At 30.3% G+C, this 23,276-nt stretch carries 24 protein-coding genes; 11 read left to right on the top strand and 13 right to left on the bottom strand.

Annotation, left to right across the window (positions count from 1 at the left end; all coding sequences use genetic code 11):
• Positions 1-64 precede the first annotated feature (64 nt).
• Positions 65-1,855 carry a transcription termination factor Rho gene (rho, locus tag AC8GF4_RS00385; protein WP_506591658.1) on the top strand — a complete coding sequence of 597 codons (1,791 nt, stop codon included), beginning with the start codon at positions 65-67 and terminating at the stop codon, positions 1,853-1,855.
• A 118-nt stretch (positions 1,856-1,973) separates the two neighbouring features.
• Here the strand turns inward: rho and AC8GF4_RS00380 are convergent, their stop codons facing one another.
• The 3 genes from AC8GF4_RS00380 to AC8GF4_RS00370 all read right to left on the bottom strand — a co-directional run bounded on the left by AC8GF4_RS00380 (position 1,974) and on the right by AC8GF4_RS00370 (position 6,627).
• The gene (locus AC8GF4_RS00380) at positions 1,974-3,224 is read right to left on the bottom strand and encodes an RsmB/NOP family class I SAM-dependent RNA methyltransferase (RefSeq protein WP_506591656.1); all 1,251 of its coding nucleotides are present in this window, start codon (positions 3,222-3,224) and stop codon (positions 1,974-1,976) included.
• Between the two features lie 104 nt (positions 3,225-3,328).
• On the bottom strand, positions 3,329-5,299 hold the full coding sequence (locus AC8GF4_RS00375) for a KUP/HAK/KT family potassium transporter (RefSeq protein ID WP_506591654.1): 1,971 nt from the start codon (positions 5,297-5,299) through the stop codon (positions 3,329-3,331).
• A gap of 125 nt (positions 5,300-5,424) precedes the next feature.
• Positions 5,425-6,627 carry a hypothetical protein gene (locus AC8GF4_RS00370; protein WP_506591652.1) on the bottom strand — a complete coding sequence of 401 codons (1,203 nt, stop codon included), beginning with the start codon at positions 6,625-6,627 and terminating at the stop codon, positions 5,425-5,427.
• 116 nt (positions 6,628-6,743) lie between these two features.
• On the opposite strand from AC8GF4_RS00370, the gene AC8GF4_RS00365 reads away from it, so the two are divergent.
• Complete coding sequence (locus AC8GF4_RS00365; RefSeq protein ID WP_506591650.1) at positions 6,744-7,808, top strand: WD40/YVTN/BNR-like repeat-containing protein; 1,065 nt, start codon at positions 6,744-6,746, stop codon at positions 7,806-7,808.
• Positions 7,809-7,865: 57 nt separating this feature from the next.
• On the opposite strand, the gene AC8GF4_RS00360 is transcribed toward AC8GF4_RS00365, so the two are convergent.
• The 4 genes from AC8GF4_RS00360 to AC8GF4_RS00345 all read right to left on the bottom strand — a co-directional run bounded on the left by AC8GF4_RS00360 (position 7,866) and on the right by AC8GF4_RS00345 (position 10,526).
• Positions 7,866-8,324 carry a sensor of ECF-type sigma factor gene (locus AC8GF4_RS00360; RefSeq protein WP_506591648.1) on the bottom strand — a complete coding sequence of 153 codons (459 nt, stop codon included), beginning with the start codon at positions 8,322-8,324 and terminating at the stop codon, positions 7,866-7,868.
• Positions 8,325-8,353: 29 nt separating this feature from the next.
• On the bottom strand, positions 8,354-8,782 hold the full coding sequence (locus tag AC8GF4_RS00355; RefSeq protein ID WP_506591646.1) for a hypothetical protein: 429 nt from the start codon (positions 8,780-8,782) through the stop codon (positions 8,354-8,356).
• Positions 8,783-8,815: 33 nt separating this feature from the next.
• Positions 8,816-9,358 (bottom strand): RNA polymerase sigma factor, encoded by a 543-nt coding sequence (locus tag AC8GF4_RS00350; protein ID WP_506591644.1) that lies wholly within the window; start codon positions 9,356-9,358, stop codon positions 8,816-8,818.
• A 64-nt stretch (positions 9,359-9,422) separates the two neighbouring features.
• Positions 9,423-10,526 (bottom strand): SRPBCC family protein, encoded by a 1,104-nt coding sequence (locus tag AC8GF4_RS00345; protein ID WP_506591642.1) that lies wholly within the window; start codon positions 10,524-10,526, stop codon positions 9,423-9,425.
• 399 nt (positions 10,527-10,925) lie between these two features.
• On the opposite strand from AC8GF4_RS00345, the gene AC8GF4_RS00340 reads away from it, so the two are divergent.
• Complete coding sequence (locus AC8GF4_RS00340) at positions 10,926-11,306, top strand: pyrophosphohydrolase domain-containing protein (protein ID WP_506591640.1); 381 nt, start codon at positions 10,926-10,928, stop codon at positions 11,304-11,306.
• A 191-nt stretch (positions 11,307-11,497) separates the two neighbouring features.
• Here the strand turns inward: AC8GF4_RS00340 and AC8GF4_RS00335 are convergent, their stop codons facing one another.
• Entirely contained in the window at positions 11,498-12,565 is a 1,068-nt protein-coding gene (locus tag AC8GF4_RS00335) for a branched-chain amino acid aminotransferase (protein ID WP_506591638.1), read from the bottom strand.
• 305 nt (positions 12,566-12,870) lie between these two features.
• Here AC8GF4_RS00335 and mnmC2 point away from each other — a divergent pair, with 305 nt between their 5' ends.
• The 3 genes from mnmC2 to AC8GF4_RS00320 all read left to right on the top strand — a co-directional run bounded on the left by mnmC2 (position 12,871) and on the right by AC8GF4_RS00320 (position 14,285).
• Complete coding sequence (gene mnmC2 / locus AC8GF4_RS00330; protein ID WP_506591636.1) at positions 12,871-13,530, top strand: tRNA (5-methylaminomethyl-2-thiouridine)(34)-methyltransferase MnmC2; 660 nt, start codon at positions 12,871-12,873, stop codon at positions 13,528-13,530.
• A gap of 152 nt (positions 13,531-13,682) precedes the next feature.
• Positions 13,683-13,880: a hypothetical protein gene (locus tag AC8GF4_RS00325; RefSeq protein WP_506591634.1), complete on the top strand. Its 198-nt coding sequence runs from the start codon at positions 13,683-13,685 to the stop codon at positions 13,878-13,880.
• Between the two features lie 213 nt (positions 13,881-14,093).
• Positions 14,094-14,285 carry a hypothetical protein gene (locus tag AC8GF4_RS00320; RefSeq protein ID WP_506591632.1) on the top strand — a complete coding sequence of 64 codons (192 nt, stop codon included), beginning with the start codon at positions 14,094-14,096 and terminating at the stop codon, positions 14,283-14,285.
• Positions 14,286-14,344: 59 nt separating this feature from the next.
• Here AC8GF4_RS00320 and AC8GF4_RS00315 read toward each other — a convergent pair whose 3' ends face one another.
• Positions 14,345-15,286: a LysR substrate-binding domain-containing protein gene (locus tag AC8GF4_RS00315; protein WP_506591630.1), complete on the bottom strand. Its 942-nt coding sequence runs from the start codon at positions 15,284-15,286 to the stop codon at positions 14,345-14,347.
• A 96-nt stretch (positions 15,287-15,382) separates the two neighbouring features.
• Between AC8GF4_RS00315 and AC8GF4_RS00310 the strand changes: the two genes are divergently transcribed.
• The 4 genes from AC8GF4_RS00310 (at position 15,383) to can (ending at position 18,939) form a co-directional block, all read left to right on the top strand.
• Positions 15,383-15,853, top strand: a complete 471-nt coding sequence (locus tag AC8GF4_RS00310) for a Dps family protein (protein ID WP_506591628.1) — start codon at positions 15,383-15,385, stop codon at positions 15,851-15,853.
• A 138-nt stretch (positions 15,854-15,991) separates the two neighbouring features.
• Positions 15,992-16,288, top strand: a complete 297-nt coding sequence (locus AC8GF4_RS00305; RefSeq protein ID WP_506591626.1) for a hypothetical protein — start codon at positions 15,992-15,994, stop codon at positions 16,286-16,288.
• A gap of 272 nt (positions 16,289-16,560) precedes the next feature.
• Positions 16,561-18,216, top strand: a complete 1,656-nt coding sequence (locus AC8GF4_RS00300) for a SulP family inorganic anion transporter (RefSeq protein ID WP_506591624.1) — start codon at positions 16,561-16,563, stop codon at positions 18,214-18,216.
• A gap of 87 nt (positions 18,217-18,303) precedes the next feature.
• A complete protein-coding gene (gene can, locus AC8GF4_RS00295) occupies positions 18,304-18,939 on the top strand; it encodes a carbonate dehydratase (protein ID WP_506591622.1) in 636 nt (211 codons plus the stop codon).
• A 51-nt stretch (positions 18,940-18,990) separates the two neighbouring features.
• Here the strand turns inward: can and AC8GF4_RS00290 are convergent, their stop codons facing one another.
• From AC8GF4_RS00290 to AC8GF4_RS00275, 4 genes are all read right to left on the bottom strand, one after another.
• Positions 18,991-20,193 (bottom strand): LETM1-related biofilm-associated protein, encoded by a 1,203-nt coding sequence (locus AC8GF4_RS00290; RefSeq protein WP_506591620.1) that lies wholly within the window; start codon positions 20,191-20,193, stop codon positions 18,991-18,993.
• 243 nt (positions 20,194-20,436) lie between these two features.
• A complete protein-coding gene (locus AC8GF4_RS00285) occupies positions 20,437-21,012 on the bottom strand; it encodes a YdeI/OmpD-associated family protein (protein WP_506591618.1) in 576 nt (191 codons plus the stop codon).
• 85 nt (positions 21,013-21,097) lie between these two features.
• Positions 21,098-21,625 (bottom strand): superoxide dismutase family protein, encoded by a 528-nt coding sequence (locus AC8GF4_RS00280; RefSeq protein WP_506591616.1) that lies wholly within the window; start codon positions 21,623-21,625, stop codon positions 21,098-21,100.
• Positions 21,626-22,169: 544 nt separating this feature from the next.
• Complete coding sequence (locus AC8GF4_RS00275; protein WP_506591614.1) at positions 22,170-22,694, bottom strand: DUF8685 domain-containing protein; 525 nt, start codon at positions 22,692-22,694, stop codon at positions 22,170-22,172.
• A 128-nt stretch (positions 22,695-22,822) separates the two neighbouring features.
• Between AC8GF4_RS00275 and AC8GF4_RS00270 the strand changes: the two genes are divergently transcribed.
• The gene (locus AC8GF4_RS00270; RefSeq protein ID WP_506591612.1) at positions 22,823-23,257 is read left to right on the top strand and encodes an META domain-containing protein; all 435 of its coding nucleotides are present in this window, start codon (positions 22,823-22,825) and stop codon (positions 23,255-23,257) included.
• Positions 23,258-23,276: the final 19 nt, after the last annotated feature.

The following is a 23,276-nucleotide window of genomic DNA, read 5'->3' as shown; positions in this document are numbered from 1 at the left end:
AAAAGAGATACTACCTTAAAATCTTTTGCATTATTTCCAAATTAATTAAACAAATAGAACATTCATGTTTGATATTTCTGTATTAAAAGAAATGAAGCTTTCTGAGCTTCAAGAAATAGCTAAAACAGCTAAAACAATTAAATTTAACGGTGTAAAAAAAGAAACTTTAATTAGTCAAATTTTAGAACATCAAATTGCCACTTCAGATTCAAATGTTGAAAAAATTTTAGAGGATGATAAGCCTAAAAGAGCTCGAATTGCACCTGTGAAAAAAGCAACTGTTTCTAAAGTAGTTGTAGAAACTGCTTCGTTGGAGATGGAAAAATCTGTTGATGAAATTCTAGATGTTGCAATTGCAATTAAACCGAAGAATATTGAGGAAACGCCAGTTTTAGAAGCTGTTAATCCAGTTTCTGTTGAAAAAAAGTTATCTAAAATAGTTAAGTTTAGCAAATCTGCCTATGAGAAAAAAATGGCTTTGCAAAAGGAAAAAGAAGCGCTAAAAGAAGCAATAATTACGGATGATTCTAATTCTGAAACTGAAGCTAAAGATGATTCTTCAGTTGAACTTTTAGACGGAGCTGAGGTAGTTGTTCCTGTTAAAAAGATTAACCCCAATCAATTAAATAAAAAGGTTCCCAATCAAAATGGGAATCCAAATCCGAATCAAAATCCGAACCAAAACCAAAATCCTAATTTTAAAAATAAGAAAAGTAATTTCAAAGATTCCGATTTCGAATTTGATGGAATTATAGAAAGTGAAGGTGTTCTCGAGATGATGCCTGATGGATATGGTTTTTTGCGTTCTTCAGATTATAATTATTTGGCATCTCCAGATGATATCTATTTGTCAACTTCACAAGTAAGATTGTTTGGTCTTAAAACTGGAGATACAGTAAAAGGAGTTGTACGTCCTCCAAAAGAAGGAGAGAAATTTTTCCCTCTTGTTCGAGTTTTAAAAATAAATGGTCACGATCCACAGGTGGTGCGTGATAGAGTTTCTTTTGAGCATTTAACTCCTGTATTTCCTTCCGAAAAATTTAGATTGGCCGAAAAACAAAGTACTATTTCTACCCGTATTATAGATTTGTTTTCTCCAATTGGAAAAGGGCAACGTGGTATGATTGTTGCTCAGCCAAAAACGGGTAAAACAATGTTGTTAAAAGAAATTGCCAATGCAATCGCAGCAAATCACCCTGAAGTTTATCTTATTGTTTTATTGATCGATGAGCGTCCAGAAGAGGTTACAGATATGCAACGCAGTGTACGTGGAGAAGTTATTGCTTCAACATTCGATAGAGAGCCTCAAGAACACGTAAAAATAGCTAATATTGTTCTTGAAAAAGCAAAACGTTTGGTAGAATGTGGTCATGATGTAGTTATTCTATTGGATTCAATTACACGTTTGGCGCGAGCCTATAATACAGTTCAACCGGCTTCTGGAAAAGTCTTAAGTGGAGGGGTTGATGCCAATGCTTTGCAAAAACCAAAACGTTTCTTTGGAGCGGCACGTAATGTAGAAAATGGTGGATCTTTGAGTATAATAGCTACTGCATTGACAGAAACAGGATCGAAAATGGATGAAGTTATTTTTGAAGAATTCAAAGGAACTGGAAATATGGAATTGCAGTTGGATAGAAAAATCGCAAACAAACGTATTTTTCCTGCAATTGATTTAACATCTTCAAGTACGAGACGTGACGATATGTTGTTGGATGCAAAAACACTGCAGAGAATGTGGATTATGCGTAAAATGCTATCGGATATGAATCCTGTAGAGGCAATGACACTAATAAATGATCGTTTCAAACAAACTAGGAATAACGATGAATTCCTGACTTCTATGAATGATTAGGGAGGATGTAGAAAAGAGAATAAAGAATAAAAAATACAGATAAAAGATACTATTTATTATACAAAAAATCCTCGAATTGTTCGAGGATTTTTTTTGTATCTGCTTATTTCTCGAGTCTTTAATCTTTAATCTCTTCTCTTTTTTCTAAGATTACGCTTTCTTTTCTCTCCAAAAGAGCCATATAAAAACCATCAAAACCGGACTCAGATGCCAATATTTTTTGGTCTTTTATAAAGTTAAATTGCTTTCCGATATCTGTATTTAAGAAGCGTTCCACTTGTTCTTGATTTTCCGAAGGCAATACAGAACAAGTTGCATAAACTAATTTACCACCAGGTTTCACAATTTTGGAATAATTTTCTAAAACTTCTGCTTGTACTTTTCGAATATTGTCAATGAATTCAGGTTGTAATTTCCATTTGGCATCTGGATTTCTTTTAAGAACTCCTAGTCCGCTACATGGTGCATCAATCAAAACTCTATCTGCTTTTTCGTGAAGTTTTTTGATCACTTTTGTTGAGTCGATAATGCGATACTCAATATTAAAAGCACCATCTCTTTTTGCTCTTAATTTTAATTGCTTTAACTTACTTTCGTATAAATCCATAGCAATCAGCTGTCCTTTGTTTTCCATCAAAGCTGCAATGTGCAATGTTTTTCCACCAGCTCCAGCACAAGTGTCAACAATTCTCATACCTGGTTTTACATCAAGAAAATGAGCTACCAATTGAGAATTGGCGTCTTGAACTTCAAAAAAACCTTGTTTAAAAGCATCTGTCAAAAAAACATTTGCTCTTTCTTTAAGTACTAAAGCATCAGGTTGGTTTTTTAAGAATTCTGTTTCGATGTTTAAATCCATCAAAATTGCTCTAAGGTTTTCTTTGGTAGTTTTAAGAGTGTTTACTCTTAAAATCACTTTTGCAGGTTGGTTTTGAGCGGCAATTTCTGTAGCCCAAACTTTTTCGCCTAGTTCTTTTACTCCCAATTCGTCCATCCAATCTGGAATAGATTCTTTTAAAGCTCTTGTTTTAGAGAGTTCGTCAAAACGCCCTTTGATTTTTCGTTCTGGAGTACCTTCTAATTGTCTCCAATCTGGAATAGGATATCCTCTTAAAACTGCCCAAACCGAAAACATTCTCCAAAGATTATCTCTGTCAAATGGTTCTTTTACCTCGGCTATTTCGGCGTATAATCTTTTCCAACGCACCACTTCGTATATGGTTTCGGCAACAAATTTTCTGTCTGAACTTCCCCAACGTTTGTCTTTTTTTAAGGATCTTGCTACAACTTTGTCGGCATATTCTCCTTCATTAAATATTGCGTTTAGAGCGTCAATAGTAGTATAAACTAAATTTCTGTGTAATCTCATTTTAAATAATTGAAATGCAAAGGTACTATTTATTGATTAAAACTAATATTTATATTTTGATCAAAAAAAAACACTGTTTTAGAAACAGTGTTTTTAGTATATTTTTAGCTTTTTGAATAAACTCTTGTTAAACCAATATTTTCTGGCGGATGGAGTACCATTGGGAATTTTTCGATTTTAACCGAACTACTGTCCAATCCAAAAGCACTTTCTTCGGATAGACTTAGTTTTTTTATAAAGAAATAAGAATTCATTATTAATTTTTCATGCCATAATAAATCGCTATCATTGGACAAGAATTTTTCGGATAATACAAATTTGAAATCGCCAATAATATTGTTTTTATTCAAAGATTCGTATCTACTGGTAATATCAACTTCACCATTTTTAACCATATCTTTGATTACTTCTCTAAACATTAAATTTATTTTGGTAGGCTCTCTAAATCCTAAATTAAAATCAACTCTGTAAAGATCGTCTTTGATGATTTCTTTTACTTTGTATTCTGTTTTATAAGGTTCAGATAAAATATTTACGTGTACAAACCAATAAATATCAGCTCTTTTTGGTCTTTTTTGTAAAATAGAAAACATTACTTTTTCTTCTATTTCATCGCTTCTATTCGCATTTGTCATATACACTAAATGGGTAGCATATTTTGGAATAGACAAATCGGCGCTTAACTCTTCAAGTACCTTTTTGTAATCGTCAATTTTTACAATTTTGGTATATGTTTTATTAATTTGTTTAGCTCTATACCAAACGGTCATAACACCAACCAAAATTAGAGCTATAAAAAGTGTTACATAGCCTCCTTCGCCAAACTTTGTAATGTTAGCTGCTAAAAAGCTAAGCTCAATTACAAGGTAAATAGTTATTAATGGAACAAAAAAGTACCATTTTACTCTTTTCATTATTAAATAAAAATTAAGTAAAACAGTGGTCATTATCATACACAAAATAATTGCTAAACCATAGGCGTGTTCCATATTACTGGATTCTTCAAAATGAAGTACGATTCCAACACAACCAATAAACAATAGCCAGTTTATTGAAGGAATGTATATTTGGCCTTTTAGTTCGGTTGGGTATTTTATCTTTACTTTAGGCCAAAAATTCAATTTCATCCCTTCGTTAATTAAAGTAAATGATCCTGAAATAAGCGCTTGCGAAGCAATTACTGTAGCAAAGGTTGCTATAACAATACCAAAAGGTTTGAACCATTCAGGCATCATTAAATAAAAAGGGTTTGCAAATTGACCGCCTAAACTAGCCAAAGTCACTCCCTCATGATGTATTAAATAAGCTCCTTGTCCAAAGTAATTAAGTATCAGAGCACTTTTTACAAAAATCCAGCTAATTCTGATGTTTTTTCTCCCGCAATGGCCCATGTCAGAATATAAGGCTTCTGCTCCTGTTGTACATAGAAATACAAAACCCAAAACAAAAAAACCTTCTGGATGAATCGTTAGTAAGTGATAGGCATACATTGGGTTTATTGCTTTGAAAACCTCAGGATGTAATGAGACTTGGTATATTCCTAAAACGGCAAGCATGCCAAACCAGATCAGCATCATTGGTGCGAAAAATTTTCCAACCAACTTTGTTCCGAACTGTTGAATAGTAAATAAAATAAACAAAATTCCAATTACAATTGGCACTGTGTTGATTTGAGGGTAATACATCCTCAATCCTTCTACTGCTGAAGAAACTGATATCGGTGGGGTGATAATTCCATCTGCAAGTAAAGCACTTCCTCCTATTATTGCAGGAACTATGAGCCATTTAATTTTGGTTTTCTTTACTAATGCGTATAGAGCAAAGATTCCGCCTTCGCCATGATTGTCTGCACTCAAAGTAATAAGTACATATTTTATGGTTGTTTGTAATGTTAGTGTCCAAAAGACTGCGGATATTCCGCCTAATACTACATCTGCGTCTATAATGTATTTGCCTAAAATGGCTTTCATTACGTATAATGGAGATGTTCCAATGTCTCCGTAAATTATTCCTAAAGAAATTAATAATCCACCTAATGTTAATTTACTGTGGAGGTCTTTGTGCGTTGCGCTCATTTAAAATTTTTAAAAAACTTGTCAAATTTACTATTTTAAAATAAAATAGTGTGACTTATTTTTTAAAATAACAAAAAAGACTCTGTAAAATGCTACAAAGTCTTTTCTTTTTATTTTAATAAAAATTATACTCTTCTGTTCGAACTTCTTGACGAGGAATTAGTATTGGTTTGTGATTCAGTTCTTTGCGAGTTGTTTCCGCTAGGGGAGCTGGTTCTGTTTTGTGAATAGTCTCTTTGAGGTTCTACTCTTTGAGTGCTTGTTTCTCTAGAATTACTGGCTCTATTTTGTGAATAGTCTCTTTGAGGTTCTACTCTTTGAGTGCTTGTTTCTCTAGAATTACTTGTTCTATTTTGTGAATAGTCTCTTTGAGGTTCTACTCTTTGAGTGCTTGTTTCTCTTGAATTACTTGTTCTATTTTGTGAATAGTCTCTTTGAGGTTCTACTCTTTGAGTGCTTGTTTCTCTAGAATTACTTGTTCTGTTTTGTGAATAGTCTCTTTGAGAAGTAGTATTATATCTTTTGTTATCTTTTGAATAATTTCTATTATATGCTACTTCGTTTCTAGAGTTGTTGCTGTTGCTGTATCTTTTTTTATCCAATTCAAATCGATTTGATACTTGATAATTTCTTCTCGAAAAAGCATACTCTGGATGTTGCCTTTCATAACTGTTACAGCTGTTTGATCTGTAAATTATTGTAGCTCTGTTGCAACTTCTATAGCTTACGTAATTGTAATTGTTGTAATAGTTAATACAACCAAAAACATTTTCTCTGTATCTGTAAACTGGATAAGGGTTCCAAGCATAGTAGTAAGATGGGTAATAATTCCAAGTCCATGAAGAATAGTAAGGTTGATAGTAACTACCCCAAAAAGTAGCATAGATTTGTGGTGTATAACAATATTCTGGTTCATAGATATAATTCTGCCCATATAAATAAGAGTTTCCAACTATTTGAATAGAAATAGTGTTATGTTTCTTTTTTTCTATTTCAATAGTAGCAACATCTTGATAAAGATCACGACCAATTACAGATTGTATAATGATTACGTGTGTTCTTTTTTCAACAGATTCAATTACTCTTAAATAGTCAACTCTATTGTCATTATTTAAGTCTAAATTTGAAATTTGCAATTTGGGATCATTTAAACGTCTTTCAAATTCTTTTAAATTTTCGGATTCACCAAATATTGAGGAAACTGCAGTTAAATCTAAATTATCACTAATTTCAGAGTTCATTGCATTTACATAAGTTCTTTCTTGAGCATTTGCTTTTAAGGCAAAAAAAGTGAAGATAATTACGGCTAATTGTATTTTTGTTTTCATGGCTAATCTGGATTAATTATTGTGTTTTAATATATCTTCAACAATTGTGCCATAGGTGTTGTGAATCCATAATTTTTTTAAATTAAAATTATATATTTCTCTAAAATAATCAAGATATGTTAAATAAAATACTTTTAAGTGTGCTGTTTTTGAGTCGGTTATGTTGCGTTGAAGCTCAAATTCCAAAGGAAAATAAAAACGAAAAAAAATTTTTTAATTCTATTCATGTAGATACCTTATTTCAAGATAAAATAAGTATTAGGGCAATTTTGATTGATGATAGTAAAATTTGGTATGCTGGAGACAAGGGAAGATTTGGTTTTTATGATCTAAAAACAAATAAAAAAACTGAAAAAGTTATTACAAAAGATACTTTGAAAATTGAATTTAGAAGTATAGCCAAAACATCAAAATACATATATGCTTTGAATGTTGCAAATCCAGGTTTGATGTATCAAATTACAAAAGACGGATCTAGAATCAAGTTGGTGTATCAAGAAATAAACCCAAAAGTATTCTATGATAGTATGCAATTTTGGAATGATAAAGAGGGAATTGCAGTTGGAGATCCTATTGAAGATTACCTTGCCTTAATTGTGACAAAGGATGGAGGTAACAGTTGGAATAAAATACCAAACGATAAATTACCAAAAGTTTATGAAGGAGAAGCTCATTTTGCGGCTAGCAATACCAATATAGTTGTGAAAGGAAATGAAACTTGGATTGTTTCTGGCGGAATTAAATCTAGAGTTTTTTATTCTCCAGACAAAGGGAATACTTGGAAAATTTATGAAACTCCTATTGTGCAAGGGAAACAAATGACAGGAATTTTTACAGCCGATTTTTATGATAAAAAAAATGGTTTCGTTGCAGGAGGTAATTATGAAGTCTTAACTCAAAATTTCGAAAATAAAGCAATTACAAATGATGGGGGAAAAACTTGGAAAGGCATTGCAGACAACCAAGGATTTGGATATGCTTCTTGTGTGCAATATGTGCCCGATTCCAATGCAAAAGGGATTGTTGTTGTTGGAGCGTCGGGTTTGTATTATTCTTCAGACGGTGGTTTAAACTGGAAACAGTTTTCTCAAGACCCAAGTTTATATACCATTCGGTTTCTAAATAAAAATACGGCTATAGCAACGGGCCGCAACAAAATGATTCGAATAATCTTTAAATAAAAGAATCCCATTTTATAATTTCTTATAAAATGGGATTCTTTTGGAATTAATAAAACATTATCTTTTAGGACCTTTGTCTCTGTATTGCTGTAATAATTTTCTATTAAAATCTTCTTCGGCTTTTCTTAGTTTAATTATTTTAACAGATGGGAGTACTCCTCTTAAATTGCTTACGAACTTTTTTCTTAAATTGAATAATTCCTCTTCATTGTTTTCAATCTGTGTTAAAAGTACATTCGCTTCTTTCTCTGATAATTGATCAAGTTCAGTATCATCCATTTTTCTAAACGAGCCTTTCATTTTTTGATGTCTTAACTCAAATTGTTTGTCATCAAATGAATTGTAAATTGGCCAAAATTTTTCTGCTTCGTTTGAGGTAAGTTTTAATTCGGTTGTCAAAAAAGCTACTTTCATTGCTTTGATTTGTTCTTTTTTTTCTCTCATTCTTTCGCCTTGAGCATAAAATGAAATTGAAATAAATAAAAATAACAGGGAGTATAATTTTCTAAAGTCCATTTTTTTAATTTTTGTTTGTTGTATTGCTCTTAATTTTCAATTACCATATTTTCTATGTTTGGGTTTGTCACCAAAATGTCTTCTATAGTTTCGTTTTCCAGTTCATTCGTTTTGGGTACTGTAGGCTTGGACTCTATTTCAATTTCTCCAATCAATTCGTACTGGTTTAAATTTGATTCCTCGGCCAAGTAATTTTCTATGGTTGCCTCATCTAAGTCTTTATTTTTTGAATCATTGGTGTATACTATTGGAATCATTAGTGCTAGCAATAATACTGCTGCAATTGCCAAAAGCATTGTTTTTCTTTTTTGGAAAATAGAAATCACTTTTGGTTGTTCAACAATAGACTCTTCAGTTAATTTTTGAATCAAATTTGCCGAAAAATTCTCAAAGTAATTGTCAGGAGTTGTAAATCCTGATGCTATTTTTGGTTCGTTATCTAAATTAAATGTGTTCATAATACTTCTTTGACTTAATTGGAAACAAAAGGTTTAATTGGTGGTTACAAATGCTTCTATTTTTTTTACTGCATGATGATAAGAAGCTTTTAATCCGCCAACGGATGTTCCCAGTATTTCTGATATTTCTTCGTATTTTAAATCTTCAAAATATTTCATTTTGAAAACCAATTGTTGTTTTTCTGGTAATAATGCAATTGCTTTTTGTAATTTAATTTGAATTTCATTTCCATCAAAATAATCGTCAGCTTTCAGGTTGTCAATAGCTTTGTTTTGTAATTCTACAGATGATACGCCAATTTTTCTAGCCTTTTGATTCAAAAAAGTAAGTGCTTCGTTGGTGGCTATTCGATACATCCAAGAAAATAATTTGCTTTCACCTTTAAAATTCTTTAAATTCTGAAATACTTTTACAAATGTGTTTTGCAAAACATCATCGGTGTCATCATGATTTAAAACAATATTCCTAATATGATTGTACAACGGTTTTTGATATTCGCGTAGGAGTTTTTGAAACGCTTCATTTTGCGTTTTAGGGTTCAATAAGTTTATAATGAATTCCTTTTCTTCCTGCAATTTCTATATTTTTATAATTAGACAGCAATTAATTAAAAAGGTTTAATTCAAATTTTAAAAAGATTTAAAATTCAGATTCTTCACTTTTATTTGGTGGAGGAATTGTTAAAGTACTGTCTTTTACAACTCGTTTGTAGGGTACTGGAATTGCTTTTGGTTTTATAGGATAATAAATTTCGGTTACCCATTTGGATGGACTTTTGATTTCATTTTTTCCAATAGTATAAATAGCTAAATGCGAAAATTTAGGATCTGCAATAAGACTATTAGTTTTGAAAAAGGCTGTTGATTTGTCTTGTGCTTCTTTTATAAAGTTATAATTTCCATTTAAAGTTGTTTTAACAGCATTAAATGCAACCAATTTGCCTGATAAAATTTCACTTCCTTGACTGGTAAATATTTGTTCTTTTATTGGAATACAGAAAGATACTTTTGCTACGCTTTTTATTGTATCGTATGTATGGTAAATCACAAACGGTTTGCCATTCATTACAATACTGTTTTGTTTGCAAAAAGTGATAATTTTTGGCAAAATAACATTCGCATTCCTAGTAATATCCGCTATTTTACTCGTAAAAGATTGTCTTAAATAAAACGTTTCCAATTTGGTTACAATGCCGTTTACTTTAATGTTATAAACGTTTGTTTCTAAATTTAATGCTCTGTCTAAATTAGCCAAGCATTTATTGTAAATTTTTGATTGCGAATTTTGTGTTCCTCCAGTAAAAAAAGAATTTACTTTCATCATAAAACCCATTTTTCCTTTGGATTTCCAAGTTACTTTTGTCCCGCCAATTGTGTCTTTGAAACTTAAAAAAACATCGGAAGCAGTTCCGTTGAAATCCATTTTTTGAACAATACTATCATTAGTTTTTGTGTATAATGTTTCAATAGTTCCGTTTTTAGTAGTTCCTTCCCAATTAAAGGTACTGCCTTTTCCAGAAGAAATCGGAGAATAAGATAGCTTATTACTATTGTCTTCAATAATCCAAGAACAGAATTTTTGCCAGTTTTTGTAATCATTTACATAATTAAAAACAGTGGCTTTTGGAGAATTGATTATTTTACTACTTTCTACAGTATAAATTCCTTTTTGAGTTGCAATAAAAATAGTCAGTGCTACAAGGCTTAATAAAAATAGAAGAAAAAGATATTTAATAATTCTCATGATAGATTTGGTTGTTTTTAGTTGTAAAGTTAGAAATTTTATTAATATTCTATAGTAACTTTCTTTAAATTATAAAACTTAAGATTTTAAGTAACTAAGATTTAAAACAACTTTGTTTCTCTCAAAAATTAATGCTTGAGATAAATTTTTATCACAAAAAGTATTCCGATAAATACTACAAAAGCAATTAATATTTTGTAATTCCCTTTGTAGAAAATTTTATGTAGGTTGGCGTCTTTTCGATAGGCAAATACCATTGCAATTATAAAAGCAATAAAAAAACAGAGCGCAAATACTAATTGACCTTGACTAAACATGTTTGAATATTTTTTTTACAAATTTAGACAATAGTTTAGAAATAGTTGCTAAATTTCGATTTCAAATCAATAAAAATAAACGATGCAAAAACAAATCAACGCTGTAAAGGAATTTCATACAGCATTTAGAATTGGACATAGCGAAACTCCAATTGCCAATTTGGGAGAAAATAAAAATATACTTCGTTACAATTTGATGAAAGAAGAAAACGAAGAATATCTTGAAGCAGTTCAAAATAATGATTTAATTGAAATTGCAGATGCTCTTGGTGATATGATGTATATTCTTTGCGGTACCATTATTGAGCATGGATTGCAACACAAAATTGAAGATATTTTTGATGAAATTCAACGTTCTAATATGAGTAAATTGGGCGAAGATGGAAATCCAATTTATAGAGAAGATGGTAAAGTTATGAAAGGACCTAATTATTTTAAACCCGATTTCTCAAAGCTTATTTAGAAATGGGTTATGAGTTAAGGGTTAAGGGTTATGAGTTAAGGGTTATGAATTTACAAATATGGTTGAATTTTTTTATATGAAAAAAAACACTTATTGTTAGTAAAATTTTATCCAATAAAAAAGCGATTTTCAGTATGAAAATCACTTTTTTATTGGATAAAATCTAAAATCTAAAATCTAAAATCTAAAATCTACACCTTAACAGTCCAACCAAAAGTGTCTTCGGCTAATTTATGCTGGATATTTGTAAGTTTCTCTTTTAATTGAATAGCAAATGAGTTTTCTATTTTAGGCAATTCATAATATACATCTTGGTATGAATAACCAATAATTGGATTTACAACTGCTGCAGTTCCAGCACCAAATATCTCTTTCAAAGAACCATTTTTAGAAGCTTCAACAAGTTCCGATACCAAAACAGGTCGAACTTCTACTTCGATTCCTTCTTTTTTTGCCATATCAATAAGGCTCTTTCTGGTGATACCGTCAAGAATACGTTCGCTTACTGGCGCTGTTAACAAAGTGTCGTTTATTCTAAAAAACACATTCATAGTACCTGCTTCTTCCAACTTAGTATGAGTTGCATCATCTGTCCAGATTACTTGTTGAAATCCTTGTTTGTTCGCTAATGTTGTTGGGTAAAATTGTGCTGCATAATTACCTGCAGCTTTTGCCGCACCAATTCCTCCATTGGCAGCTCTACTGAAATGTTCAGCAATTAAAACTTTAACTTCTCCAGCATAATACGCTTTTGCTGGCGAAAGTATAATCATAAATTTATAATCATCAGACGGGTTTGCTATAACACCATCTCCAGTTGCAATCATAAATGGTCTGATATACATTGTATTTCCAAGTCCTTTTTTTATCCAAGCTTCATCCAATTGCAATAATTGATTCAACCCATCCATAAAAATTTGTTCTGGAACTTCTGGCATTGCCATTCTTACTGCAGAGGTGTTGAAACGTTTGTAGTTTTCATCAGGTCTAAAAAGCCAAATGTCATTATTATCATCTTTGTAAGCTTTCATACCTTCAAAAATAGCTTGCCCATAATGAAAAACTTTTGCTGATGGATCTAGTAAAAAAGGAGTATAAGGCTTAATGACTGGTTTTTGCCATTCTCCATTAGAAAAATCACATTCAAATAAATGATCTGTAAATACGGATCCAAAGCTTAAATTATCAAAATCAACTTCATTAATTTTAGAAGTTGCAGCTTTTATAGTTTCTATTTTGTTGGCTTGAGTGGTACTCATAATAAAGGTATTGTTTAAAAAAATATTTATTTTATAATAAAATTTGATGTTTTTAAAATGATTTCCTAATAGTGGTCATATTGATTGCAAAATTAAATAAAAATCAGAGAAATACTTGCTAAAACAACATTAATTATAGCATTTAACTGTGATTTGTTTATATTTTAAATTTATATGTAAATAGTTGTTGAATTCTATGAATTATTTAAAAAAATATCCGTTTTACATCGCTATACTTTATTGTTTTAAGTAATTTTGAAATCTAATTGGATTACAAGTAGTATATATAAATTCAAATAAATATTTTGGAAAGAGAAATTATTCAAACCCTTGATGGTTCAACAACAATTCATATTAAAGAATGGAATGAAAATTACCATTCCAAACATGGAGCAATTCAAGAAGCAAAGCATGTGTTCATTAAAAATGGTTTAGCATTATTTCCAAATAAAGAACTGTCAATTTTGGAAATTGGATTTGGAACTGGTTTGAATTCTTTTATAACCTATATTGAATCTATTAAATTGGGTCAATGTATAAATTATGTTGGAGTAGAAGCATATCCAATTTCTGCAGATGAGTTGGTAGCTATGAATTATGTTGATGAACTGCAGGCTTTCGATCATAAAGTTGTTTTTGAAGAGATGCATCTTTCAAAATGGGAAATTAAAAGCGACTTATCTTCCTCTTTTTCTTTAACTAAAAGGAAACAGTTGTTTGAAGAAATAGATGATAAAAACACCTTTGATTTAATTTATTTTGATGCTTTTGGCTATCGAGTTCAGCCCGAATTATGGAGTACAGCTATATTTCGAAAAATGTATGAAGCACTCAAGCCAGAGGGAATTTTAGTGACTTATGCCGCAAGAGGAGTCGTGAAAAGGAGTATGATTGAAGTTGGTTTTACTGTCGAAAAATTGGCTGGACCTCCTGGAAAAAGAGAAATGTTTAGGGCTAGAAAGTAACTATTTTTTTAAACTATTGTCTTGTATGGGTTTGTTACGAAAACGATATAAATTTGATATTTCTTTGTTAAAATTTGAATTTGTATTTAAAAAATAATGTACTTTTACAACACGTTAAATTTAAGATCTAACCCCAAAAATCTTTATTTATTATGTCTAAAATAATGTTTGATTACACAAAATCAGTGTTGGAAAGAGTTAGTTTTGATCCAATATTATTTTGCAAAGAATTAGAAAAAGCAATTAGAACACTATTACCATTCGAAATGGAAGAATTGCGAGAGTGGCTATTTAATTTTACTATCGAGAAGCCTGAATTAAAACAATGTTTATTAATTGTAAATCCATAAATAAAAAGAAACCAATATAGTTGGTTTCTTTTTTTTTACGCAAAATTTGAAAACTCAACATTAACTTATTTTGTAGTAAAAATACTTATCAAATTAAAATAAAGATGTATTATGTCGATTATTTACGTATTTAATAGATTATTTTGCATTTCGGATTAAAATATTTTATTATATTTACACTATAAATTAATTGATTATTAAAACCTTTTTGTTATGTCCAGAATGATTTATGATTACACAAAAATGGTACTCGAAAGAGTAAGTTTTGACCCCGAACTTTTTGCTAAAGAATTAAGAAAAGCAGTAAAAATTTTGTTGCCTTATGAGATGGAACATTTAAAAAAATGGTTGTTTTACTTTACTGTCGAAAAACCAGAATTAAAAAAATATTTAATTTATTTATAATATATCTCATATTGAATACAAAAAAAGGAACTAATTTAAGTTCCTTTTTTTGTGAGATATTATTTTTTATTGATAGGACTTACAATTTGTACATTCTGAAAAACAATTGCTCCTTTTACCACTCCTGCAATTGTGCTTCTTAAGGCGTCAATAATTTGAATTTTAAGCTCGCTTTTTGGATAAATTAAACTGACTTCTCTAGCTGGTTTTGGTTCTTTAAAATGTCTTAGTTTTGCTTTGTCTTTTTCTTTTAAGTCTAATGTATGTAGATACGGTAGTAATGTTGTCCCTAATCCTTCGTCTGCCAGTTTTATTAGAGTTTCAAAACTTCCACTTTCTATTTGAAAAGACTTAAATCCAGATTCATTTCTGTTTTTGCACAAATTTAAAATCCCATCTCTAAAACAATGTCCATCTTGGAGCAGCAGAATCTCATTTATATTAAGGTCTTCAACTTCTATTTCTTCTTTTTGAAAAATCGAATTATTCTCAGGGATATAAGCAACAAAAGGTTCAAAATAAAGAACGATTTCTTTTATTTTGTCATCTTCTAAAGGAGTTGCGGCTATTGCTGCGTCTAAGTTTCCATTCTTTAGTTTAATGATAATTTCATCCGTATTTAGTTCCTCTATAATAAGTTTGACCTTTGGGTATTTTTTAATGAAATTATTTAAAAACATAGGAAGTAAAGTTGGCATAATAGTCGGTATTATACCCAATCGAAATTCTCCTCCAATAAATCCTTTTTGTTGTTCTACAATATCTTGAATTCGATCCGCTTCAATAACTATATTTTTTGCTTGATTTACAATTTTTTGACCAATTTCTGTTAATTGTATGGGTTTTTTCGTTCTGTCAAAAATTTGAATACTTAGTTCTTCTTCGATTTTTTGAATTTGCATGCTCAATGTAGGTTGAGTTACAAAGCATTTTTCGGCAGCTAGTGTAAAATTTTTATGTTCTGCTACTGCCAAAACGTATTTAAGTTGAGTAATTGTCATTTGATAGTAAATTTTTATACAAATATAAAAACAATCAATTTAATTTATAGATTTTTTTTTCATTTATTCTCTAATTTTGAAAAAAATATAGATGATATGAAACTAAATTCAATAGGATTACCAGTAGAAAATACAGAAATTATAATTGTTGAATTGAATGTGCTTTTGTCCAATTTCCAAGTATATTACCAGAGTTTAAGAGGTTTGCATTGGAATATAAGAGGAAAGCGTTTTTTTGATTTGCATCTCAAATTTGAAGAGTTGTATAATGATTCTCAATTAAAAATTGATTTAATAGCTGAAAGGGTTTTAACCCTTGGCGGAAGACCATTACATACTTTTGACGATTACTTGAAATTTAATAAACTGACTGTTGGTAAAAACATTTCAAATGATGAAATGGGTATTCAATTAATAGTAAGTTCTATTTATCAATTATTACAAATTGAAAGAGAAATTTTAAAAAAAGCATCCCAAATTAATGACGAAGGAACTAGTTCTTTGATAAGCGATTTTATCGTTGAACAGGAAAAAACCATTTGGATGATGAATGCATGGTTAGAATAGGGATTTAATTTTAATGAATTTTTATGTCAAGCCTAAATGATTTTGTTTCATTTAGGCTTTTTTTATAGATGTTAAAAATAGATTAATTTTTCGGGATTAATTTTTTTAATTCAATTTGTATCCTTTATTTTTGTGGCTATGAAAATCTTTACAAGTATTGTATTGTTGTTTTTTGTTTTATTTCTAGTAGCGCCAACCGTTGTGGCTTACTTGGAAAAAGACAAAGACATTGTTGATTTATGCGAAGATTGTAATTCACCTACCTCTTCTATTGAAGATGTAAAACATGTAATAAAATATTATACCTTCAATTCTTTTTTGGAAGTCTCTTTTTTTGATTCTGAAAAGGATTCTGGGATTATAATTTTTGAAAACTTATCCAAGCATGATTTAATTTGTGCCACTATATTTATCCCTCCACCAAACGTTATTTAGTTTTTTTTTATTTCATTATTGAGAATTATTATTTTGTAGTCAAATTTTTATTTCTATATAAAATATTTTCGTTTTGTATTTTCGAGGAAGCTTTAGTTTGTACTAATTTTAGTCACTAGAAGAAGCAACTGGAAATTATTTACCAAAAGGATTTTAAAATGATAATTCAATTAACTTTTTCAGAATATCAGTGTGTAATGGCATTGAAAACAGACCATTGCAATATTAAATTATTGATGGAAATTTACTTTTAAATTTTTACAAAAAATATTATGTCTAAAAAAACAAATCTTTTTACTTATTTTAAATCTGATTTTGCATCAGGTTTAGTCGTTTTTTTGGTTGCGTTGCCACTTTGTTTAGGAATTGCAATGGCTTCTGGTGCTCCTTTATTTTCAGGTATCATCTCAGGTGTGATTGGGGGTATAGTTGTTGGGTATTTAAGCCAATCGCACATAAGTGTTTCTGGACCAGCAGCAGGTTTAACAGCTATTATTTTAACAGCTATTACAGATCTTGGAGCTTTTGATGTTTTTCTAACAGCTGTTTTTATTGCTGGACTAATTCAATTGGCATTAGGTTTTTTAAAAGCGGGTAGTATTTCTAACTATTTCCCAACCAATGTTATCGAGGGTATGTTAGCAGGAATCGGTGTCATTATTATTATGAAACAATTGCCTCATGCTTTTGGTTATGATGCCGATTTTGAAGGAGATGAAGCGTTCTTGCAAGGTGCTGATGATAATACTTTTTCGGCTTTATTTAATGTTTTTAATCACCTGCAATTGGGTGCGATTGTGATCACCTTAATTTCAATAGCAATTTTGATTATTTGGAGTAAAGTTCCAGCTTTAATTAAATTAAAATTGGTTCCTGGAGCTTTAGTTGCCGTTGTAGTAGGAGTTTTATTGAATGAGTTTTTCCTTTCTTCTGGAAGTTCTTTGGCTATTCAAAAAGAGCATTTAGTTTCATTGCCAATTCCAAGCACTTTGGAAGAATTTAAAGCGATTATTGTTACTCCAAATTTTGCAGGAATTATGAATCCGAAAGTTTGGGTTGTTGGAGCGACAATTGCCATTGTAGCTTCTATTGAAACTTTACTTTGTATCGAAGCAACCGATAGAATGGATGTTCACAAGAGATTTACAAATACCAATATTGAATTAAAAGCGCAGGGAGTAGGAAATATAATAAGTTCTCTTTTGGGTGGATTGCCTATGACCTCTGTTGTTGTGAGATCTTCTGCCAATAATGCTGCAGGTGCCAAATCAAAATTATCGTCAATAATTCATGGCTTTTTGTTATTAGTATCGGTTATTACTATTCCTTTTTTATTAAATAAAATTCCTTTAGCAACTCTTGCTGCAGTATTGATTTTGGTTGGTTATAAATTGGCAAAACCAGCAACTTTTAAGCATTTTTGGCACTATGGCAAATATCAATTTTTGCCTTTTATTGCTACTTTTTTAGGAGTTGTATTTACGGATTTGTTAAAAGGTGTTGCTTTGGGAATTGCAATTAGTATTATATTTATATTAAGAGGAAATCTTAAAAGAGCATATAGTTTTAGAAAAGAAGAGTTTGTTGATGGAGATATTATTCATATTGATTTGGCTCAAGAAGTTTCTTTCCTGAATAAAGCTGCAATTAAAATGACATTGGCAAATATTCCTGAGAATAGTAAAGTTATTATCAATGCTCATGACACGGTTTATATTGCGCACGATATTTTGGATTTAATTCATGAATTTAAAAGTACTAGAGCAAAAGACGATAATATCAAGGTTAAGCTTAAGGGATTTAAAAAAGAATATGCTCTAGAGAATAGTGATGAAACTCAAAACCATGTGACTATAGAGCATCATTACGATTTTGTAAAAAGAGAAATGGTTGAAAAGACAGTCGTAATAGAAGATTTTAAAGAATAATTTCTGATTTCAAAGTATTAAATCTTATATACTCTTATCTTGCATTATATTTAACTTAAAAAAATACACCAATAAAAAATAACGAAAATGAGTGATTTTTATAAAAAAATAATAGACAATAATAAAAAGTGGGTAGAAGATCAATTGAATATTGATCCAGACTATTTTAAAGACTTAGCCAAAGGACAAACTCCACCATTATTATGGATTGGTTGTTCAGATAGTCGTGTGCCTGCTAATGAAATTATCGGGGCTAAACCTGGTGAGGTTTTTGTACATAGAAACATTGCGAACATGGTTATTCATTCGGACATGAATATGTTAAGTGTGCTAGATTATGCTGTAAATGTATTAAAAGTAAAACACGTTATTGTATGTGGCCATTTTGGCTGTGGAGGAGTAAAAGCTGCAATGGGTAATCAATCTGTTGGAATTATTGACAACTGGATACGTCACATAAAAGATATTTATCGCTTGCACCATGTTTACCTTGATTCGATAATTGATGAAAATGAGCGATTTAATAAATTTGTTGAAATCAATGTAAAAGAGCAAGTATATGATCTTGCTAAAACATCAATCGTTCAATCTGCTTGGAAATCGGGTCAAGAATTGTCATTACATGGTTGGGTTTATGGACTTAATTCTGGTTTTGTTACCGATTTGGGAGTGAATTTTAGTTCGGATAAAGACTTAGATGGAGTATATCAACTCAAATTTTAATAATTAAATGGGTTAAATCTAAAAGCTACTTTCGGGTAGCTTTTTTTATGACTAATCATCATTGTTCAAGTTCTCATTAAAAGCTGAAGGTAAAAGGGTTGGGATAAATTTAATTAAAATAGGCAATAGTAGACTACCTCCTGGAAGTAAAAATATGGTTAAGGAAGGGACCGTTTTGCAAATGTCTAATAATTGTTTTTTTACTTTTTTCTTTTCTTTTTCATCTAGATCTCTTCTTGTAGAATGTGCGAGCAAAAGCATTAATTCTTTGCTTTGAACAATCTCTTTCACTATTCGGGTTTTGTTTCTTGATACTAATGTAACAACGCTTTGTGTCGTTTGATCGTAAAAATGTTTAACTGGATTTGAATAGTTAAAATACGGAATGTCTTTTTTGTGGATTGCTATAAAAGAGTCTGTTGCCGTTATACTTTGCGTTACAAAATCTTCTTCTATAGATAGTGTTTGAGACAATGTATGCAAAAAATAGGATTCATTATTTTCAATTACTCCATCACTCCATAAAGCCATTCCTGCCATGTCTATTAAATATTTTTTTTCTAATTCGGCTGTGAAATATTCAAGTTCAATCGATTCTAGAGTGATGGAATTAGTTTTGGAAAACTTACTGTAGCGTATTGAAGCTTCAAATAACTTAATTAATAAGTCATCATATTGCGTTTTGTTAGTTTTAATTTTTAAAGCAAGTGTGACTATATTGACAACAGTTTCTTCAATTTTTTTGAAGTATTTTTCTGGAATTTCTCCATATAATAAATATTGGCGAAAAGCCAAAATATCAATAAACAAAAGGGCATTGGTTACTAAATGAGAGAAATTTTTATTGATTATGTTCTCGTTTGTTTGAACACGTTCGTTAATTATTTTTTCAAGTGTTGATGCATTTGAATTTTTCGAAGCTATTTTTTTAAAAATGCTAAAGCCTTCAGGATGCATTTGTTTGTAAAACGCATTGGCTTTTTCAATGAATAATTCCGAATTTTTTTGATCTGTTTTTATGCAAAAAATGCCATATAAAGCATTTAATAAGGCTACTTTGGATATTTCTTCTTTAAACCAACCTTTGGTTGCTATGGCAAAAGGAATGTCAAAAGATATGATGTGACCATAAATGAATCCTGTGTTTCTTAATTTTTTATAATACACAGCTTCTGTCTCAGAAAAAGTATCTTCTGATGACTGAAGTTTTGTAAAGTATTTATCGATCCAACCAGATGCCGAAGGGTTAATCATAGCTTTGTTTTGATTTTACAAAGCTATGTTTTTTTATGAATCAATTACTATTTTGGTTATTTATAAAATGTATTATCAAAGTTAATTTTGTGAAAATTCAATTTAATTTTGAATAATTAAAAATTGACAACTAATTTTTTTTAGCAAGAATTTGTTATTAAAATAAAATACATTTAATTTCAATAGTAATGAATTTTAATATGATAGAAGTATGATTAATAGATCTTATAATTTAAAAAAAAATTATTCTCTTGATTTTTTATTAAGTGCACAAAATTCAATAATTATTGTAATTCGATTGTTCCTGGTTTCGGATCTTTTGGCCTGATTGAGCCAATACAAATAACTTTTTCGATAAGAGGGACTGAAGTTCTGATAATTTTTATAAGCAATTTCATTTTTTTTAAAAGCCAGATCTAAATCTTCGGGTATTATTAAATCTTCAACAGCATCCAATGAAGTCCATGAACCATTTAGTTTAGCTCTTTCAATTTTTGACAATCCACTTTCATGCATCAAATTGTCTGCAATAAGTTTTTCGATATACGTTTTGTTGAGTTTGCTCCAAACACTTTTTTCTTTTCTAGGGGTAAACATTTGTTTTCGACTGTGTTCATCAACATTTCGAACAGTAGAATCAATCCAACCATAACAAATGGCCACTTGAACGGCTTCTTCCCAACGCATGCTTTCGAATGGACTGTTTACTTTGTAGAAAATTAAATACACACCAGTTGACGAATTATGATTGATGTGCAACCAGTCTCGCCAAGCTGAAGCGTTTTTAAAATAGTGATGTTCCTTTTCGTTCTTCTCCAAAAGTATTTAAAATTTGATTGTCAAGAACCGCTTTTTTTAGAAAGAAAATTTCTTTATTTCGGTTTCAAGATAACTCTAACGTTTTTTATTTTATAATAGCAGAACAGGCTACTCTAGCACCAGCATTTCCAGCTGGTTGTGTTGTAAAGTCATCTGCGCCTTGGTGAACAATTAATCCTTTACCTAGGATGTCTTTAGTTGGATCTTCTCCACCTATAGACCATTCGTTTGTAGAGAAAGTTATAGTACCATTGCCTTTTTCATCCGCAATAAAATTGCCAATATCTCCTTTGTGGTATTCTCCTTCGCCCCATTTTCCATGTTTTTTAAAAGTTGGATTCCAGTGTCCTCCTGCAGAACTTCCGTCTGCTGCAGAGCAATCCGATTTTTCGTGTATGTGTATAGCATGAATTCCGGGTTGTAATCCAGCAATTTTGGCAACAAAAGTTACTTTGCCATTTTTTGCTACAAATGTGGCAGTTCCAGTAACTTTGCTATTGCTTTTGGATTCGAACACTAAATTTAATTTTTTGGAATCACTAGATTTAACGCTGGTTTTACAGCCTATAATAACTGCGAAAACAATAACGACAGTGAGGATCAATTTTTTCATTTTTTTATGATTTTAAATAGATTATAAATTTACGTATAAAAAAGCGTAGTAAAATTAATTTTGTGACTCTATATGAATATATGCTAAGCTTCTTAGAATCTAAGAATCTAAGATTTTAAAAATGATGATACAAAATTAATTGATGAAAAGATAAAATGATTATCCAGAAATTTAAGAATTAACAAACCTATGATTAGCAAAAAGAATAATAAACTTTTTATTGATATTAAAATGGCGCTGTTTATTTTTACACCAGTTACATATATATGTTACTTCAACAAGCTTATATTTTGCATAAGCTTATACATTAATTAGTATCAGAAATTCTCGCATATATTTTAAATTAAAACTCTCGCAAAGACGCAAAGTGATTCGTCCGACCTTTGCGCCTTTGCGCCTTTGCGAGAAAAAAGTTTAACCCTTTTGCCCTTGAGAGAAAAACTTCAAACTAGAAAAGTATTTGGGTTTATTTATATTTGTGTTTGGTATTAATTCTAAATCTTAATATCTTAGATTCCTAATTAGAGTACTGCTAATATAATTTCTATTTTGACTTTTCTCCAACAAAATGATTAGTTGGCGATTTGAACAATACATTAAAAGAAGTCAAACTACCATATATTCGAGTTAAATATTGCTGCAGTTCTATTTTTTCTATTTCTTCGATTTTACTACTGTTTATTTTTTGTTCCATAACGCGTAAACGATCCCGAACCATTATAATTTTATGAAAAAAGGTATCAATTGGTATTTCTTTTGAAGCCAATCCCACTTGTCCGGGTTCCAAAATTAATTTACCTCCTTTCCACTTGTCTCCAATAGGAACAATTTCGGATACATCTGACCATTTTTTTAAAAGATCTCTTAAACTCTGTTCCACTTCAGAAAAGCTAACGGTGTCTACTTCATCAACTGTAGCTTCAATTACTTTGAAATCTTCATTTAAAGAGATAGTTTCTAACCCGTTTTCTATAAATGTCACCCAATATTCTTTGGACGAAACATTGGTTATTACCCCTTTTCCGTATTCAGGATGTTCAATTCGAGATCCTATTCCTAGTAGTGTCATAATTGTTTTTCTTTTTACGAAAATAATCATACTCTTTTAATAATGCAAATTTGATTGTCGTCTCCTTTTTTTCTTATTAATATTTCTTATTTTTACAAGACGAAATTTAAATTTTTAAATAAAGTATTATGAAGAAAATCAATTTGTTAGTAGTTTTAATTTGCATGAGTTTTTCATCTTGCACATCTTCAAAACCAGTTATGAAAAGCGCTTCACTAGAAGGAACATGGGAACTCAATTATATTACAGGGCCCAGAATTGCTTTTGATGGTTTGTATCCTAATAAAAAACCAACAATAGTATTTGATTTAAAAGAGAATAAAATTGCAGGGAACAATAGTTGCAATCAGTATTTTGGTACTTTAATGGTTAATAATGACAAAATTAATTTTAAAGATGCCAAAATGGGTATGACCATGATGGCTTGCGAAGGAAATGGTGATTCCCTTTATATGGATACTTTAACAAAAATTGAATCATATACAATAACTGATGAAGGTAAATCCTTGAATTTTTTAACTGGGAATGTTTTAATGATGCGGTTTACCCATCAAAAAAAGTAATTCTATAATTTTAAATTTT

Origin of the sequence: Flavobacterium rarum (SeqCode), from assembly GCF_965234445.1 — a bacterium.
Classification (GTDB): Bacteria; Bacteroidota; Bacteroidia; order Flavobacteriales; family Flavobacteriaceae; genus Flavobacterium; species Flavobacterium rarum.
Note: the sequence above shows the minus strand (reverse complement) of the source record. Positions and strands in the feature narration are given on the sequence as shown.